18 protein-coding genes and 1 tRNA gene are annotated in these 16310 nt (G+C 46.8%); 1 reads left to right on the plus strand and 18 read right to left on the minus strand.

Translation table 11 applies throughout. The features are described from left to right. Window positions 1–37: 37 nt before the first annotated feature. From MHI45_RS18565 to MHI45_RS18590, 6 genes are all read right to left on the minus strand, one after another. Window positions 38–820, minus strand: coding sequence for a helix-turn-helix domain-containing protein (locus tag MHI45_RS18565; RefSeq protein WP_341119277.1), 783 nt, complete (start codon window positions 818–820; stop codon window positions 38–40). Continuing rightward, window positions 820–1863, minus strand: a complete 1044-nt coding sequence (locus tag MHI45_RS18570; RefSeq protein ID WP_341119278.1) for a tyrosine-type recombinase/integrase — start codon at window positions 1861–1863, stop codon at window positions 820–822. Before MHI45_RS18570 ends, MHI45_RS18565 begins: the two co-directional genes overlap by 1 nt. Before the next feature lie 143 nt (window positions 1864–2006). Next, window positions 2007–2094 (minus strand) — tRNA-Ser (locus tag MHI45_RS18575). Between the two features lie 47 nt (window positions 2095–2141). Continuing rightward, window positions 2142–2348: a DUF951 domain-containing protein gene (locus MHI45_RS18580; protein ID WP_341119279.1), complete on the minus strand. Its 207-nt coding sequence runs from the start codon at window positions 2346–2348 to the stop codon at window positions 2142–2144. Next, window positions 2348–3382: a mechanosensitive ion channel family protein gene (locus MHI45_RS18585; RefSeq protein ID WP_341119280.1), complete on the minus strand. Its 1035-nt coding sequence runs from the start codon at window positions 3380–3382 to the stop codon at window positions 2348–2350. Before MHI45_RS18585 ends, MHI45_RS18580 begins: the two co-directional genes overlap by 1 nt. Beyond that, window positions 3375–3650, minus strand: coding sequence for a DUF3343 domain-containing protein (locus tag MHI45_RS18590; protein WP_038598256.1), 276 nt, complete (start codon window positions 3648–3650; stop codon window positions 3375–3377). Before MHI45_RS18590 ends, MHI45_RS18585 begins: the two co-directional genes overlap by 8 nt. A 153-nt stretch (window positions 3651–3803) precedes the next feature. Here MHI45_RS18590 and yyaC point away from each other — a divergent pair, with 153 nt between their 5' ends. After that, window positions 3804–4412: a spore protease YyaC gene (yyaC, locus tag MHI45_RS18595; protein ID WP_038598257.1), complete on the plus strand. Its 609-nt coding sequence runs from the start codon at window positions 3804–3806 to the stop codon at window positions 4410–4412. Here the strand turns inward: yyaC and MHI45_RS18600 are convergent. The 12 genes from MHI45_RS18600 to rpmH all read right to left on the minus strand — a co-directional run bounded on the left by MHI45_RS18600 (window position 4384) and on the right by rpmH (window position 15871). Beyond that, the gene (locus MHI45_RS18600; RefSeq protein WP_038598258.1) at window positions 4384–4884 is read right to left on the minus strand and encodes a DUF4446 family protein; all 501 of its coding nucleotides are present in this window, start codon (window positions 4882–4884) and stop codon (window positions 4384–4386) included. The two genes, yyaC and MHI45_RS18600, sit on opposite strands and share 29 nt — an antisense overlap. Before the next feature lie 20 nt (window positions 4885–4904). Next, window positions 4905–6068, minus strand: coding sequence for an aminotransferase class V-fold PLP-dependent enzyme (locus MHI45_RS18605; protein ID WP_341119827.1), 1164 nt, complete (start codon window positions 6066–6068; stop codon window positions 4905–4907). A 94-nt stretch (window positions 6069–6162) separates the two neighbouring features. Then, a complete protein-coding gene (locus MHI45_RS18610; protein ID WP_340895750.1) occupies window positions 6163–7005 on the minus strand; it encodes a ParB/RepB/Spo0J family partition protein in 843 nt (280 codons plus the stop codon). Next, entirely contained in the window at window positions 6998–7759 is a 762-nt protein-coding gene (locus MHI45_RS18615) for a ParA family protein (protein ID WP_038598260.1), read from the minus strand. The genes MHI45_RS18610 and MHI45_RS18615 overlap by 8 nt, the downstream gene beginning before the upstream one ends. Window positions 7760–7971: 212 nt before the next feature. Further along, complete coding sequence (noc, locus tag MHI45_RS18620) at window positions 7972–8787, minus strand: nucleoid occlusion protein (RefSeq protein WP_076111692.1); 816 nt, start codon at window positions 8785–8787, stop codon at window positions 7972–7974. 387 nt (window positions 8788–9174) lie between these two features. Beyond that, complete coding sequence (gene rsmG, locus MHI45_RS18625) at window positions 9175–9897, minus strand: 16S rRNA (guanine(527)-N(7))-methyltransferase RsmG (protein ID WP_341119281.1); 723 nt, start codon at window positions 9895–9897, stop codon at window positions 9175–9177. A 3-nt stretch (window positions 9898–9900) separates the two neighbouring features. Further along, window positions 9901–11787 (minus strand): tRNA uridine-5-carboxymethylaminomethyl(34) synthesis enzyme MnmG, encoded by a 1887-nt coding sequence (gene mnmG / locus MHI45_RS18630; RefSeq protein WP_341119282.1) that lies wholly within the window; start codon window positions 11785–11787, stop codon window positions 9901–9903. Between the two features lie 94 nt (window positions 11788–11881). Further along, window positions 11882–13258 (minus strand): tRNA uridine-5-carboxymethylaminomethyl(34) synthesis GTPase MnmE, encoded by a 1377-nt coding sequence (gene mnmE / locus MHI45_RS18635; RefSeq protein WP_341119283.1) that lies wholly within the window; start codon window positions 13256–13258, stop codon window positions 11882–11884. A gap of 98 nt (window positions 13259–13356) precedes the next feature. Beyond that, window positions 13357–14091 carry an RNA-binding cell elongation regulator Jag/EloR gene (gene jag / locus MHI45_RS18640; protein WP_038598268.1) on the minus strand — a complete coding sequence of 245 codons (735 nt, stop codon included), beginning with the start codon at window positions 14089–14091 and terminating at the stop codon, window positions 13357–13359. Then, complete coding sequence (locus MHI45_RS18645; protein WP_076114397.1) at window positions 14088–14975, minus strand: YidC/Oxa1 family membrane protein insertase; 888 nt, start codon at window positions 14973–14975, stop codon at window positions 14088–14090. Before MHI45_RS18645 ends, jag begins: the two co-directional genes overlap by 4 nt. A gap of 75 nt (window positions 14976–15050) precedes the next feature. Further along, window positions 15051–15401: a ribonuclease P protein component gene (gene rnpA / locus MHI45_RS18650; RefSeq protein ID WP_038598273.1), complete on the minus strand. Its 351-nt coding sequence runs from the start codon at window positions 15399–15401 to the stop codon at window positions 15051–15053. Between the two features lie 335 nt (window positions 15402–15736). Then, window positions 15737–15871, minus strand: coding sequence for a 50S ribosomal protein L34 (gene rpmH / locus MHI45_RS18655; protein ID WP_019914530.1), 135 nt, complete (start codon window positions 15869–15871; stop codon window positions 15737–15739). Between the last annotated feature and the right edge of the window lie 439 nt (window positions 15872–16310).

Raw genomic sequence — 16310 nt, forward strand, 5'->3', positions numbered from 1 at the left:
TATTATCAAGGATTAGGAACATAATGTAAATACAATACTAACCGCCAGCACTCCGCTTGTACCGCAGCGCCTTCCACTCCGCTAGTGCCTCCGTATAAACATCGTGAAACAGACCGACCGGAGAGTATACGCTGTCCTTCGGCAGTCCTGTCCGTAAATCGACCGCTTTATCGAAATACCGATCGGCAGCTAACGCAATGACCTCCGGCTCTAGGCGGTCGCCAAATCTCCGCGTCAGCATAGCGTAAATATCCTCGAAGTAGTGATCGTAGAGGCTGGCGGTATCGTTGAGCGGTAGTTTAGTCAGCGCGGCGGTCAATGTGTGGAGAACCGCTTCGTCTTCATCGGGTATATGCGCGCTCTTATTTATCTTTCTCTTTAAGTCATTATTATTTAAATCATTAATAACTTGGGTAGGTTCTTCCGCATCCGATTCGCCCATATCCGGATTTTCCGTAAGTGGAAAAGTCGCGTTCGGTTCCACAAGTGGTTCGTTATACTCTACGATAGGCCGTTCGTATACGATCGTTTCATAGCCGGTTATACGGCCATTCTCCCGCGTTTGCTTACGGTCGATATAACCGGCGGCCTCTAATTCACGCAATGCCGAATAAACCGCATCTTTGCCGTCTTTTGACCGCTTAACGAGATCGGAGATATAGACGCGCCAGTTTGACGGCTTCGATAATAGATAACCGAGTAACCCCTTCGATTTCCACGTTAAGCGCTCGTCCGATAAGAAATACGGATCGAGTATCGTGTAGGAGCTATCGCGCTTAGATACGCGGACAATGCCAGACTTACGCTGTTTTGTCGTCATTAATTCGCGCCACCCTTACGATTCATTAGGCGTGATAATGGCGAGTGTTTCCGGTGTTCCTCCGCTATACTGCTCTCGCTGATCTGCACGTATTTCCGCGTTGTAGCTATGTCCGCGTGTCCCATGATCTTCTGCAGGTGGAATATCGACATACCGTTCTCAGCCGCCATAGTTGCGAAATTATGACGCAGCACATGCGGGGAAACAGACCGGCCGAGCTTCGCCTTCTCCGCGTACTTATCGAACGCCTTCTGTATCGTCTTCTCGCTGAGTTGTTCACCATAATTTGTTGTAAACACGTGAGACGTATTAAAGTGCTGCTCGGACTCCGCTATCAATTGCTTAAGCAGCCGCAGCGTTTCCGTAGACAGAGGCATTATTCTCGATTTGCGGTTCTTGTTTTTCGAAGCCGGCAGCGCGATATGCTTCTTAACGAAACTAACCTCCGCCTTCTCCAACGCGCATATCTCATTCAGGCGGCAGCCGGCGTCTAAGATTAACGTCATGATAACGTAATCCCTCCATTGCGCCCACTGACGCTGATCCGGCGCTCTCATAAACCGTTTAAGCTCGTCGTCAGTCAGCGGCATTACCGTATCTTCGTCCTGGCGCAATAGAGAGACCTTTTTAGCGGGATTAACGCTAATGGCCTCCTCTTCGTATAGCGTATTGAAGAACGTTCTTAGAACGCGAATACGGACGTTTACAGAGGCCGGAGATATGCCGCGTCGATCCCGGTCAACCTCCGACTTAAACGGATGGCCTCCGTAGTATTCCTTCTCATCCGAACACCACAGTATGTAATTGCGCAGATGATCCGTTGTAACCTCGTCTACCGCGATATCCCCGACATTCTCCGTTAACCATTCGGTGAAATAGCGCAGGTTCTGAATGTACCCGTCGATGGTTTTATCCTTTAGATTTTTAGCGCGCTTAACCTTCACTACGAAATCAATCGCGTCTTCCATTGAGTAACCCGGCAATGCTACGTCTGCAATCGGCGTCCGCTCCGTTAATGTCGGCTTGCCCGAGCGTTTATCCATACAAAAAAGCCCCCTACGTCATATTAACGTAGAGAGCATCGTGTAATCAGTAAGGTATCTCGGAATCATCTAGCGTCGTTATCGTGTAGTTTCCGCACACATATCGTACTGAAACCGTTGATACTAGCGTGTTTTTAGGAAAACGGAGAGGGTGGGATTCGAACCCACGCACGCTGTGACACGCCTAACTGATTTCGAGTCAGCCCCCTTGGGCCTCTTGGGTACCTCTCCGCAGCAAGATTTATTGTATCATGATGCAGCTTGCTTTGCAAGCTTAATTATTCAAGTCCGCTTTCCGCTGCACGCAGAACCTTTTTCATGTTCTTCTCGAACTTTGCACGGGGAACCAGGACACTATGTTGGCACCCGGTGCACTTAATGCGGATATCCATACCCATGCGGATAATCTCCATTTCATTAGTGCCGCAAGGATGCGGCTTCTTCATCTGCACAACATCACCCAACTGGAAAACCTTCCGTTCCATCACTCTTCCCCCTCTTCGCCTTCTCTTTCCTGGGCCGCAGCGATTTGCCTTCTCGGGTTATTCCCCTCGGTTTCCCGGGCTCTCCGTGCCGCTTCAAGCGCTTCGGCTTCCGCTGCCGCCCGAGCCTCGCGTTCCGCCAGCTCACGCGCTTCCTGCTCGGCCTTAGCCGCCTCCAGACTAGTCTGCTTCTCCAGCGCCTGTTTGATATCGCTCTGGATTTGCCGTTCTGCCGAATCTCTGGCGTTAGGGAGACAGTTCGCCGCCACACGAATCACATATTCTGAAGTGCTCATGGACTGAATCCCCAGTATATTCGGGTACGCCAGTACATTTGAATTACGTTCCTCGATCCCCATAAGCGCTTCACCAATCAATGAAAGAGTGGCTTCAAGCCCCCGCTCTATTTTCACCGGAACATCCACCACCGCCAAAGCGTTGGCAAGGGAATAGTTGGTCACATTGATAATGGTGCCATTCGGGATGATATGAACCTCACCGGTAGTGCTCAGCAGTCTTGTCGTTCTGAGACCGATCATCTCTACAGTCCCTTTATAAGTACCGGTCTGGATTACATCACCTACCGCGAACTGATCCTCAAAAATGATAAAGAATCCGGTAATTACATCTTTGACCAAACTCTGCGCTCCAAAACCAATAGCAAGCCCCACTACCCCGGCTCCTGCCAGCAGCGGGCCCAAATTAAAATTAAATTCAGCGAGAATTATCATGATCATTACAAAATTACAGATAAACGTAACCACATTCTTCAGCAGTCCTCCAACGGTTGAGAACCGGCGGCTGTTCACCAGTATTCTGCCACGGGTCTCCCGTTCCATTGAACGGTCAATGATCTTGGATACCACTTTTATAATGACCCGGGTCAGGATGAAGATGATAAGAATCCGCAAGCCTGAAAACAATACATTGGCCCACATTTCCGTGTTGGTGAAAAACTCCCACACCTTATCACTAAGAGTATATGCAGCTTTCAATGGATCTGTAGGTGCTTCTGCATTCAACGTCCAATTATTCATCTACTCCCTCCCCTTCGGTGATAAGTGTATAACCTCTTCCTTTATTGTCCTTACCATAGATCCCGCGGATTTCAACGTCCTGCTCCGCTATAATCTTCCGGACTTCCCCGATTGCTCCCCGAAAGAACTGAATAGACATTGCACAGCCTGCTGTAATCTCTTTGGGAGTCGGGAAGATATCAATTTCGATTTCCGCGTATTCCAGCAGCATTTCGGCGCGCAGCGCCTGCTGCGTAGAATCAAAAGCAATCAGCAGCTCTTCCTCCATCTCCACGCCTCCCTCTGGGTTAAACGTCCTATCTCTTGCCCCTGTAGTATAAAAAATCTCTTTCATCCATATACTAGGATCATCAGCAACCCTTCAACTGAAAGACAAGCCTGCTGATATTTTCGTAGAGTCCCCCTCAGAAAGGAAGATTATATGAACTCTTCTTCTAAAGCTGCACCACTGCAAGAACCATCCTGTTTAAAAATATCACATGCCGATCCCAATATCTATTCTGCTATTACTCACCGTCTGCTTTTTCACTTTTCCCGCACCCGTCCCGATACACCGATTGTAATCGTCTGTATAGGCACGGACCGTTCAACCGGAGATTCACTTGGCCCGTTGGTTGGAACAGCCCTGGCACGGTTCCACAGCCCTCTGTTCCACCTGTATGGAACACTGGACGAGCCTGTGCATGCCGTTAATCTGGAAGAAACACTTACTCTCATCCGAGAGAAGTATAATAACCCTTTTATTATTGGTATAGATGCCTGCCTGGGCCATTCTACGAGTGTCGGCTGTATTCAGGTCGTGGATGGACCTTTAAAGCCCGGAGCGGGCGTTAACAAGCAACTCCCTCCTGTTGGCGATATCCATCTGACTGGCATCGTTAATGTAGGCGGCTTTATGGAGTACTTCGTATTACAAAACACAAGATTGAGCCTTGTAATGCGGTTATCTGATATTATTGCTGTCAGCCTCTATTCTGCCTTGAAACAGTGGAATCTTCACGCTAAATCTGCTGCAACGCGAGAGCAATAACTTCCTTCTCTTCCGGAGACAAAGGATATTGGGATTCTCCCGCTTCAAGCGGTTTGGAATAGATATAGGAGTTCTCACGATTATGAAGACTGGTGAGCACAATTCCGCTGCGATTATCATCCACTATTGCCAGCGAAAAGCTCAGGTCATTTCCGCGTTCACCGAAGGCATTATATCGCTTCATTGCCATTTTTGACTTCATGCCGCGCATTTTAGCCTGAGCAGCTTCAATCAAAGCCTTGTGCTCCTTCTGCTCCTCTTCCAGCATATCGCCTTGATTCTTAAGATCAATTAACAAGCTTTCCAGATCTTCCACACCACTACCGCTCATCATCGTTTCATATCTGCGCCGCATCTTGCCAAGCTTGCTGCCCTGAAGAATCAACACTATAGCCATTATTATAACCACAACGGTGAACGCAATAACAAACCAGGATAATTGCTCATTTATTAACTGATTCAATTCTGACATATATGGACCATCCTTCGTATTTATCTGCTGCGGGCAATGCCATATAGTTCCTCCATGGCGACCAGCATTCTGTTTATATCATGTTCTGTGGAGCTGACTCCTACACTTGCCCGTACAGCACCGCTCTCCAGTGTCTCCGCCGCTTTATGGGCCAACGGAGTACAGTGCATACCGGCACGCACAGCAATGTTATACTCCCGGTCCAGCCGATGTGCAATCTCTGCCGACTCCTGCCCTTCTATTGTAAACGAAACAATTCCGCTGCGCGAAACACCAATTTCAGGCCCAAGCAACCTCATACCAGGAATGCCGGACAAGCCTTCCATTAGTTCCTGTGTCAGCAGCCATTCCTGCCGGTGAATATTCGCCGGGCCTAAAGACTTAATCTTTTTCAAGCCTGCAAGCAGCCCGGCTATCCCCACAGCGTTTTGTGTCCCCGCTTCATACCGGTCAGGCCGAACAGTAGGCTGCTCACTGATTTCAGACTGACTACCTGTCCCTCCATGCATCAATGGCTCTAAATCAAGGTTTGGAGCAATATATAGTCCTCCTGTCCCCTGCGGTCCAAGCAGCCCTTTATGACCAGGAAATGCAAGCAAATCAATATTCATTTGGGCTACATCTATTTCCAGCGTCCCGGCACTTTGCGCAGCATCAACCAGGAATACCGCCCCGTGAGACTTTGCGATGTCGCCAATTTCCCCGATCGGTAGAATACTGCCCAGCAGATTGGAACTATGATTGCAGATCACCATTTTAGTATTGCGTCTTAATGATTTTTGAAGTTCCAGCAAATCGACCTGGCCTTTAGAATCGACGCGTAAATAATCTACTTCCACTTCTAAAGTCCGGCGTAAATATTCCAGCGGCCTACGAACGGAATTATGTTCCGTCATCGTTGAGATGACATGATCCCCCCGTTGCAGTGTACCCTTAATGGCCATATTTAGCCCCATTGTTGTATTGTAGGTAAAGGCAATATCCTGTGCGTTGGAGATAGAAAAAAGTTCAGCAAGCATGCTTCGCGCTCTCACCAGTACCCTGCCTGTCCCAATGGCCAGCGAGTGATTACCACGGCCGGCATTCGCGCCGGAGTGTTGCAGGGCATCCAGCATCGCGGCAGCCACCTCAGGGGGCTTAGGCCATGAAGTTGCCGCATGATCTAAATAAATCAATTCCTCCATCTCTCCACCCTCACTTTTTCTCATTTAAAAAACACACCCCTCCATATCCGCTAAAGGATATCTCAGGATATGTTTTCGGGCACAGATATCCAAATCAGTTTCCCAATAGTTCCAGTAATCTTTCCAGGTCTTGGGCACTGTAATAATTGATTTCAATTTTGCCTTTTTCTTTACCTTGTTTAATCTTCACTGTTGTTTTGAATCGCTCGCGCAACCCTTCCTCAACATTATCAATGTATGGATCACGTTTAACAACTTTCGCTTTTATGCCATTGGCAGGTTTACGGTCCAGGTTCTTTACGACCTCTTCTAACTGTCTGACATTCCACTGCTGTTCCACACATTGATCCGCTAACTGTTTCACCGTCTCCGGATCTTTCAAGGCAACGATTGCCCGAGCATGTCCCATGGAAATTGTTCCACGTGAAACATATTCCTTCACTTCTTCCGGTAAAGTCAGCAGTCGTAAGAAATTAGCGATATGCGATCTTGATTTACCTACCTTCAGTGAAAGCTCCTCTTGGGTAAGCGAAAATTGATCCATTAACCCTTGATAAGCAACTGCGATTTCCATCGCGTTTAAATTTTCCCGCTGCAGATTTTCAATCAGGGCAATTTCCATAACTTGCTGATCGCTAAGACTTCGCACAACAGCAGGAATGGTTGCTTTTCCACAATATTGTGAAGCTCGGAATCTGCGTTCACCAGCGATGATTTCATAACCTTTTAGCACAGCGCGAACAATAATCGGTTGGATTACACCATGTTGTCTTATGGATTCAGCCAACTCCTGTATGGCTTCCTCATTAAAGTCCTTACGGGGCTGATAAGGGTTAGCGCGCAATTGCCCTAAAGGTATCTCCACAACCTTATCGTCTTCATTAATAGACAAGGATGGAATTAACGCATCGAGACCTTTCCCTAAACGCTTACTCATAAGAGATCACTTCCTTTGCCAACTCTAAGTACACTTCCGCTCCTTTGGAACGGGTATCATAAGTAATAATGGATTGCCCATGGGAAGGCGCTTCACTCAATCGTACATTACGTGGAATAATCGTTTTGTAAACCTTTTCCTGGAAATACTTTTTCACTTCTTCAATGACTTGGATCCCCAGATTAGTCCGGGCATCAAGCATGGTTAACAATACCCCTTCAATCTTTAAATGCGGGTTGAGGTTCTTTTGCACGAGCCGTACAGTGTTAAGCAGCTGGCTTAATCCTTCAAGGGCATAATATTCACACTGGATAGGAATAATCACTGAATCCGCAGCCGTCAGCGAATTAATGGTAAGGATGCCCAATGATGGAGGACAATCAATGATAATATAATCATAATTGCTCTTCACCGCATTAAGCGCCTTCTTCAGCTTCAGCTCTCTGGAAATTGTAGATACCAATTCAATCTCCGCACCTGCCAATTGAATCGTTGCCGGGATAATATGAAGCCCCTCAATTTGTGTTTCCAATATCGTTTCCTGAGGATTCACTTCATTAATAAGAATATCATAAATGCAATTTGCTACATCCGCTTTGTTGACGCCAACGCCGCTTGTAGTGTTGCCTTGCGGATCAATATCGACAAGAAGCACTCTTTTCCCTAAAGTAGCCATACCGGCACCAAGGTTCACAGAGGTTGTCGTTTTACCGACTCCACCTTTTTGATTTGCTATGGCAATAATCTTGGACACTTATTTCACCTCGAATTGTTAGGAAAAATCATCTTGTAGGTCGTGAGTTGTTTTACGGCGCAATCGTAAATTGAATACGGCATCACTTTTTGCGAGAAATATAGACAAATATACAAGTATCATTTCATTTCTGTCTTATGTGATATACTCCGGTTCAAGTCACAGAAAAGGCGGCCAATCACCTCAGGGCCGCCTTCAGCTTTTAAAACGAATTATCTTTTTGGGATTTGAATCACGATCTCGTAATGGTCACCGCGGTCATTTTCCGAGGTTTTAATCTCCATTCCAGAACCTGATACCATATCTATGGATTGACGAATTGTATTTAGAGCGAGCCGGACATCCTTTGTATAGGAAACCCGTTTGGATTTTTTGGTTTGATTCACAGCTTTATAAAATGCGATCCTTGCCTCTGTCTGCTTAACATTTAGACCTTTAGAAATAATCTCCGCGAGCACCTTCAACTGCATTTCCACACTGTCTAGAGATAATAAGGAACGGGCATGCCGTTCTGTAATTTGGCGTTCCATAAGTGCAGTTTTAACCTGTTCAGGTAATTGCAGCAAGCGGATTTTATTCGCGATTGTTGACTGGCTTTTACCGAGACGCTGTGCCAAGCTTTCTTGAGTCAATTGGTGAAGATCAATCAATTTCTGATAGGCGATAGCTTCTTCAATTGAGGTCAAACCTTCACGCTGCAAATTCTCGATTAAGGCAATAGATGCAGCCTGCGAATCATTGAACTCACGAACAATAGCCGGAATTGTCTCCAGACCAAGCTTCTTCACAGCCCGCCAGCGACGTTCACCTGCGATAATCTCATACTGGGAATCGCGCATCCGCACGACAATAGGCTGGATCACACCGTGAGTTTTGATAGTCTGACAAAGCTCGTCTATCTTGTCGTCATCAAAAATAGTCCGTGGCTGATAAGGACTGCTGATGACCTCATGAACCGGGATTTGTTTGATCTCTTCTCCGCTGCTCCGCTCGGTAAATCCAAAAAGCTTGGTGAATTGTTCTTTCATTCCGTTCATTACCACCTAATTTCGTTATAGTACGATCGCCTTGACCCTGTCTAGCGAAAAGCTTATCGTATCGTACAGCAAAAAGAAAGCTTCTATTGACTTCATTCCAAAAGATATTGCAGTTCTTTCGGTGGCGGTTCCCGGCGCAAAAATCTCTTTCTAGATGAAAAATCTGCAAAATCGGGAGTGCAACCCTTCCTAAAAGTCTTACTATATTATTCTATCACTTTTTCGCTCATAATCCTATTCTCCATATGGACCTATTTTTCCTGCAATGTATGCCACGAATATAGCTATGGAGAAACATAAAAAAAGATCAAGCCCTAAGGAATAAGGACTTGATCTTTACAGCATTCATTCTCTCAAACGATGTTTCACGTGAAACAATCAGATCAAAGGAGATTTGGCCGGAATTCCCGCTTTACGCGGATATTTTGCTGGTGTGGCTCCTGTCTTACGAATAATAACGATATGTCTCGCAGATTCCTCTACGGGTAAACTGAAGGATTCAACCTTTTGCAGTTCAGCGCGAAGCTCCTTGAAACTGAACTTCGCCTCCTTTAGTTCCTCAGCAGGATCACTGCCCTTCATTGCTGCAAACACACCCTCTTTTTTCGTAAACGGAAGACAGAATTCATTCAGCAGGGATAAACGGGCAACCGCCCGGGCCGTAACTATATCATAGGCATCGCGATGAACAAATTGTCGGGATACATCCTCTGCCCGGCCATGAATCAATTGAACATTTTCTAAACCCAGTGTATCGCATACATGCTGGAGAAAGGAAATTCGTTTGCTTAGTGAATCAACAATTGTCAGCTTCAAATGCGGGAAACAAATCTTAAGCGGAATTCCTGGGAAGCCGGCTCCTGATCCGATATCAGCCAGGCTTTTCGCATCATCCATCTTTAAATAGAAAGCAAGTGAAAGGGAATCATAAAAGTGTTTGGTATATACCTGATCCCGTTCGGTAATTCCGGTGAGATTCATTTTTTCATTCCAGGAAACCAGTTCCTGATAATAAAGCTCAAATTGCTTAAGCTGCTCCGGGTTCAGCTTGATTCCCTGTTCCTGAAGTAGAGCCGCAAACTGTGCTACAGTATTATCCATAGATTATCCTTTCGCTGCCGTCACACGATTGAAATGCTCCAAATGTACAAGAAGAATCGAAATATCTGCTGGTGTTACCCCAGCTATCCGCGAAGCCTGCCCGATTGAGATTGGAGCAATCTTAGTCAGCTTCTGCCGCGCTTCCATTGCCAATCCATGAATTTCGTTATAGTTGATACTCTCAGGAATCTTCTTCTTCTCCATCTTTTGCAGTTTTTCCACATGCTGCAGCTGTTTCTCGATATATCCGGCATATTTAATCTGAATTTCAACCTGCTCCTTCATCTCTTCGTCCAGTGCTTCAGGAGAAGGAGAAACCTGGTCCACGAAACTATACGTAAGCTCAGGGCGGCGCATCAGAGTAAGCATGTTGCTTCCATCTACGATTGGGGCAGACTCATAACCCGCAAGCGCATCATTGACCTCCACTGGTTTCACCTTAGTTTCCTGGAGCCGGACGATTTCACGTTCAACACGCTCTTTCTTATCCAGGAAAGCCGCATACCGCTGCTCTGGGATCAGACCAATATCATGTCCGATAGGCGTCAGACGCAGGTCAGCATTATCATGGCGAAGCAGCAGACGGTATTCCGCACGCGAGGTAAGCAGACGATATGGTTCATTAGTTCCTTTGGTCACCAGATCATCAATCAGTACGCCAATATAACCTTGTGACCGATCAAGTACAACCGGTTCTTTATCCTGAACTTTCCGCGCTGCATTAATGCCTGCCATAACCCCCTGCCCTGCTGCCTCTTCATAGCCGGAGGTTCCATTGATTTGACCGGCAGTGAACAGCCCAGGCAAACGTTTGGTTTCCAGTGAAGGCCATAACTGTGTAGGAACCATGGCATCATATTCAATCGCATAACCATTACGCATCATTTCGACCTTCTCCATCCCTGGAATCGAACGGAGAACCGCCAGCTGAACATCTTCAGGAAGACTGGTGGAAAGTCCTTGTACATAGTATTCCGATGTGTTTTTTCCTTCCGGTTCAAGGAATATCTGATGTTTGGATTTATCGCTGAAACGGACAACTTTATCTTCTATAGAAGGGCAATAACGGGGTCCTGTTCCTTCAATTATTCCAGTAAACATCGGCGCCCGGTGAAGATTGTCATTAATGATCTGATGAGTCACTTCAGAGGTATAGGTGAGCCAGCAAGGAAGCTGCTCATTCTGCGACGACTTCGTTTCAAATGAGAAGAACTTGGGTTTGTCGTCACCCGGCTGAATTTCCGTTTTGGAAAAATCAATCGTATCCTTATGCACACGTGGGGGTGTCCCCGTCTTAAAGCGCACCAGATCAAAACCAAGCTCACGCAAATTTTCGGACAACCGTACTGAAGGCTGCTGATTATTCGGCCCGCTCTCATATGTCAGCTCACCCATAATCACTTTGCCCCGCAAATAAGTTCCAGTCGTCAGAATTACCGTCTTGCTGCGGTACACCGTACCTGTCTTCGTAATTACACCTACACAGCGGCCGTCTTCAACGATAAGCTCCTCCACCATGCCCTGGCGCAGCGTTAGGTTAGGCGTTTTCTCCATCGTTTCCTTCATCGCATGCTGATACAGGAATTTATCCGCTTGCGCGCGCAAGGCATGGACTGCGGGTCCTTTGCCTGTGTTAAGCATACGCAATTGAATGTATGTCTTATCAATGTTGCGGCCCATTTCACCGCCGAGGGCATCAATTTCGCGCACTACATGGCCCTTAGCTGGTCCGCCAATGGACGGATTGCAGGGCATAAACGCTACCATATCCAGGTTTATCGTAATCATCAACGTATTGCAGCCCATGCGTGCAGCCGCCAGAGCAGCCTCGCAACCGGCATGTCCGGCGCCTATGACAACAACGTCATAGCTGCCTCCTTCATAACTCATGTCTTGTTCCTCCCCAAAGGCTGCGTTTCAATCGCAGTAATATGATGAACATGATCTGCAATAACTCATTAATGAATCATTCGCAAGAAGCATGCTATTTGCCTAAACAGAATTGCGAGAAAATTTGATCCAGCAAAGAATCGGCAGCAGTATCCCCGATAATTTCTCCAAGCTGCTCCCAAGCCAACCTTACATCGATCTGGATCATATCAATTGGAATATGCATCTCCGCAGCCTCGTACGCATCCTGAAGCGACCTATGCGCTTTTTTGAGCAGAGCGATATGGCGTACATTACTTACATAAGTCAAATCGCCCGATTCAAGCTTGCCGCCAAAAAAGAGCTCCGAAATAGCTTCTTCCAGTTTATCCAGACCTTCCTCTTCCAGTACCGACATCGGGACAATGCTGGCCTCGCTAAAATATTCGTGCAGCTTGGCTTTATCCAGGCGTGCCGGTAAGTCCATTTTATTCATGATGACTAACGCTTGTCTACCGTGGATTTGTTCCATAAGTTCCAGCTCATCTTCATGAAGCTCTTCATTTGCATTCAGCACCAGCAGAATCAGGTCAGCATCACTAAAAGCTGCTTTGGAACGCTCTACCCCGATTCTTTCCACCACATCCATGGTTTCACGAATACCTGCTGTATCCAGCAGCTTCAACGGTATATTATTAATCGTTACAATTTCCTCTATGACATCACGCGTTGTTCCAGGAATATCCGTTACAATCGCTTTGTTATCGCGAGCCAGTGCGTTCAGCAGGGATGATTTACCGACATTGGGACGGCCCACAATAGCTGTCGTAATGCCTTCGCGCAAAATTTTACCTTCATTAGCAGTCTTGAGCAGCTTATTAATGCCGTCCATTACTTCACTGCTCTTGTCTTTAATAAACTCGGCGGTTAAGGATTCCACATCATGTTCGGGATAATCAATATTCACTTCAATATGCGCCAGCGTCTCGATAAGGGTATGGCGCAGGGAGTCGATACGCTGGGACAAAGAACCGCTAACCTGCTTCAGCGCAACGGAAAAAGCACGGTCCGACTTGGAACGAATCAAATCAATTACCGCTTCTGCCTGGGAAAGGTCAATTCGTCCGCCCAAAAAAGCACGCTTGGTGAATTCACCCGGCTCAGCTAATCGGATATCCTGCTGTAACAGCAGATCCATCACTCTTCTAACCGAAATCACCCCGCCATGGGCACTGATCTCCACTACATCCTCTGTTGTAAAAGAACGCGGCCCCTTCATCACGGTTACCAGTACTTCTTCCATTCGTTCACCGTCAGCCGGACTTATAATATGACCGTAATGAACGGTATGCGATTCCGCTTCGGTCAGCGGGACCCGGCTGCGGAATAAGGGTGCGACCTGGGAGATGGCCTGTGGGCCGCTCACCCGGATGATCGCAATTCCCCCTTCGCCTAATGCCGTCGATACGGCAGCGATGGTGTCACTAAGCATGCTGTTATTCACCTCGATATAATCTATACTTTCTTCTATTTTAAAAAAAGCAATGACCCCTTACATTGGTCAAGGAGTCATTGCGGCAATATTAGTCTCTACTTCAATGTTATAACGACACGGCGATTCGGTTCTTCACCCTTACTAAGGGTGTTAACCTGCCGGTGATCCTGCAGTCTGGCATGTATAATCTTCCGTTCCTGCGGTGACATCGGCTCCAGCACAACCTCTTTACGGGTTCGAACTACCCGTCCCGCAAGCCGGTCAGCCAGCTCTTCCAATGTCTTTTTGCGGCGTTCGCGGAAATTCTCCGCATCCAGCACCAGCCGGATGAAACTGTCAGAATAACGGTTGGCCACAATATTAGCCAAATACTGCAAAGCATCGAGAGTTTGTCCTCTTCTGCCGATCAGCAGCCCCAGATCCGGACCGGAAATTTGCAGAATGGTCGATTCCTTTGTATGAACGATTTCCACTTCTACCTCAAGCCCCATACTCTTGGCGACATCCACGATGAAATGAACGGCTTCTTGGTATGCTTCCTCCACCGGTTGTCCGGAATCTTGGCGCGGCACGCCGCCGACAGCCTCCTGTTTGCTCTCTCTAGATGACTGCTGAGGCATTGACGGAGCACTCGCCGCTGATGCCGGTGCGGCCTCGGCAATTAAGGTTAATTCAACCTTGGCATCCTTCGCACCGATCAATCCAAGGAATCCTCTTGACGGCTGTTCAAGTACGTTGACCGTGACCCGGTCCTTTTGAACTCCAAGCTGGTTAAGTCCCCGTTCTACAGCTTCTTCAATGGTTTTCCCTGTTGCGACGATTTTGCTCATTTTGACTTTTTGGCCCCCTTCGATCCTTTGCTTCCATTGCTTTTCGTAACGGAAGCAGGATTCTTGCTCTTCACAAGGTTAACTTCACTGCTGCTACCGGCACCTGCAACAGCCAATTTGGTCTTATCGTTGTTGCGGTATAAGAAGTAGTTCTGAATAATGGTGTAAAGGTTACTGTAGAACCAGTACAGTGGAAGTGCTGAAGGGAAATTGTAGGACATGATGAAAATCAGAACCGGATATACCATCATCATGAACTGCATAGGGCCCTGCTGTTGAACCGGATTCATCTTGGTCATCATTCTGGTCTGCAGGAATGTAGTAGCGGCAGCCAGCAACGGCAGGATGAACAGATGATCGGGTTTGCCGAGCTGGAGCCACAAGAACGAATGCTCCCGCAGAGCAGGGTTGTAATAGATCGAGTTGTAAAGAGCGATAAAAATCGGCATTTGCACAATCAGCGGCAGACAGCCGGAAATCGGATTCACCTTATTCTCCTGGAACAGGCGCATCGTTTCTTGCTGTACTTTTTCAGGCTGATCTTTATATTTTTTCTGGATCTTTTGGAGTTCCGGTTGAATGGCCTGCATCGCACGCGAGCTCCTTACCTGCTTCATGGTAAGCGGCAAAATTAATGTGCGGACGATCAAAACCATTACAAGTACGGCTAGTCCATACTGTCCATCAAACCATTTTGCGAAAGTATCGAGCGCTATGGCGAAATAATAAACGACATTACTTTGCCAAAAGCTTCCGTTCTTCAAATCCTCCGTAGTGTGCGTAACCGCTGATGATGGAGCGCACCCTGACAGAACAGCAATCATCAGTACCATTAGGCCGAGGAGAAGAAATTGTTTTCCTCGTCTAGTCTTCAATAGAGACACTTCAAAACCCCTCTCATAAACATTCCATTGCACCGTAAATCATACCATAATTATGAATACAAATAAACAAGCCCCTTACTTGCGTGAAGCCTTGAGCAGCTTGGCTTTGCGCAGCACATGAAGCGCACTTTTCTCCAGCTCGGCGTAATCCATGGAAAGTGCTCCTTTACGAACGATGAAGACCATGTCCAGCCCGCCGGCAATTTCCGGTTCATGATGACGGATAATTTCCTTCACCAGTCGTCTCATCCGGTTACGGACAACGGCGTTTCCGACCTTTTTGCTAACCGACACACCCAACCGGAACCGCTCCACCTCTTTTCTGCTGAACCAATACACTACAAATTGATGATTCGCAAATGACTTCCCATGGCGATATACGCGACTGAAGTCGGCACGGTTTCGTAATCGTAATCTTTTGTGCACGGGAATCTCCTATTCAAAGACCGGACACGATGAGCTCCGGAATTTTTCTTCTAATTAGTATAGTCATCCGGCTGCCGCCATAAACGGTTGAGTCCGGACATATGGCTTATTCCTTCATTTACATCCGCATACATTAAAAAGCCCCGCAAAGTGTAGCCAACATCCTCTGCAGAGCTTAACAAATATTCATGCACTCGTGAAAAACGGAACCTCCTCCATTATAAAGGGCGATATCCGTTTCTCAGGCTATATAAGGAAGCGAATCAGATGATCCACCTGTCCAGCCCCCTTATATTTAAAAAAGGACCACCGCAGTGGTCCTTAAGTGGCCTAACTTACGCACTCAAAACTTTTCTGCCTTTCAAGCGGCGGGCTGCCAGCACTTTGCGGCCGTTTTTCGTGCTCATTCTTTTGCGGAAACCATGCACCTTCTTGCGTTTGCTCACATTCGGTTTGAACGTCGGTCTCATGTATTGCACCTCCCTTACAGGAACTTAATTACTGTCATATTAGCAGAAACGGACTAAGCCGCTCTTTTGAGTAGGGACAGTATCTACAAGTATTGTCATTATAATTTGAAGACATATCCTCACAGAAAACACCTTTATATATTTAAACACATAATGTGCGAAAAAGTCAACCTTGTCTCTCCAACCTTACTCCCCCTCATCTAAATCCGCTTATCCACAATCCACCGATCCAAAAATTTAATCCACAGCGTTTTACAGTTATCCACCTGTGCGCAAAAAATGAAGTCGACTAATCACACATGCGCACAACCTGTGTATAAAAAAATCGAAGTCATGACGGAAACTGTCGAACGGTAAACAAATTATCAACAATATGTAGTGTTGTTCTTAAAAATTATACACAAGTGCTTGAATTTGTGGATAAAATGGTGTCGCTCAT

The sequence above is a fragment of the Paenibacillus sp. FSL H3-0321 genome (assembly GCF_038002865.1).
Lineage (GTDB): Bacteria > Bacillota > Bacilli > Paenibacillales > Paenibacillaceae > Paenibacillus_AQ.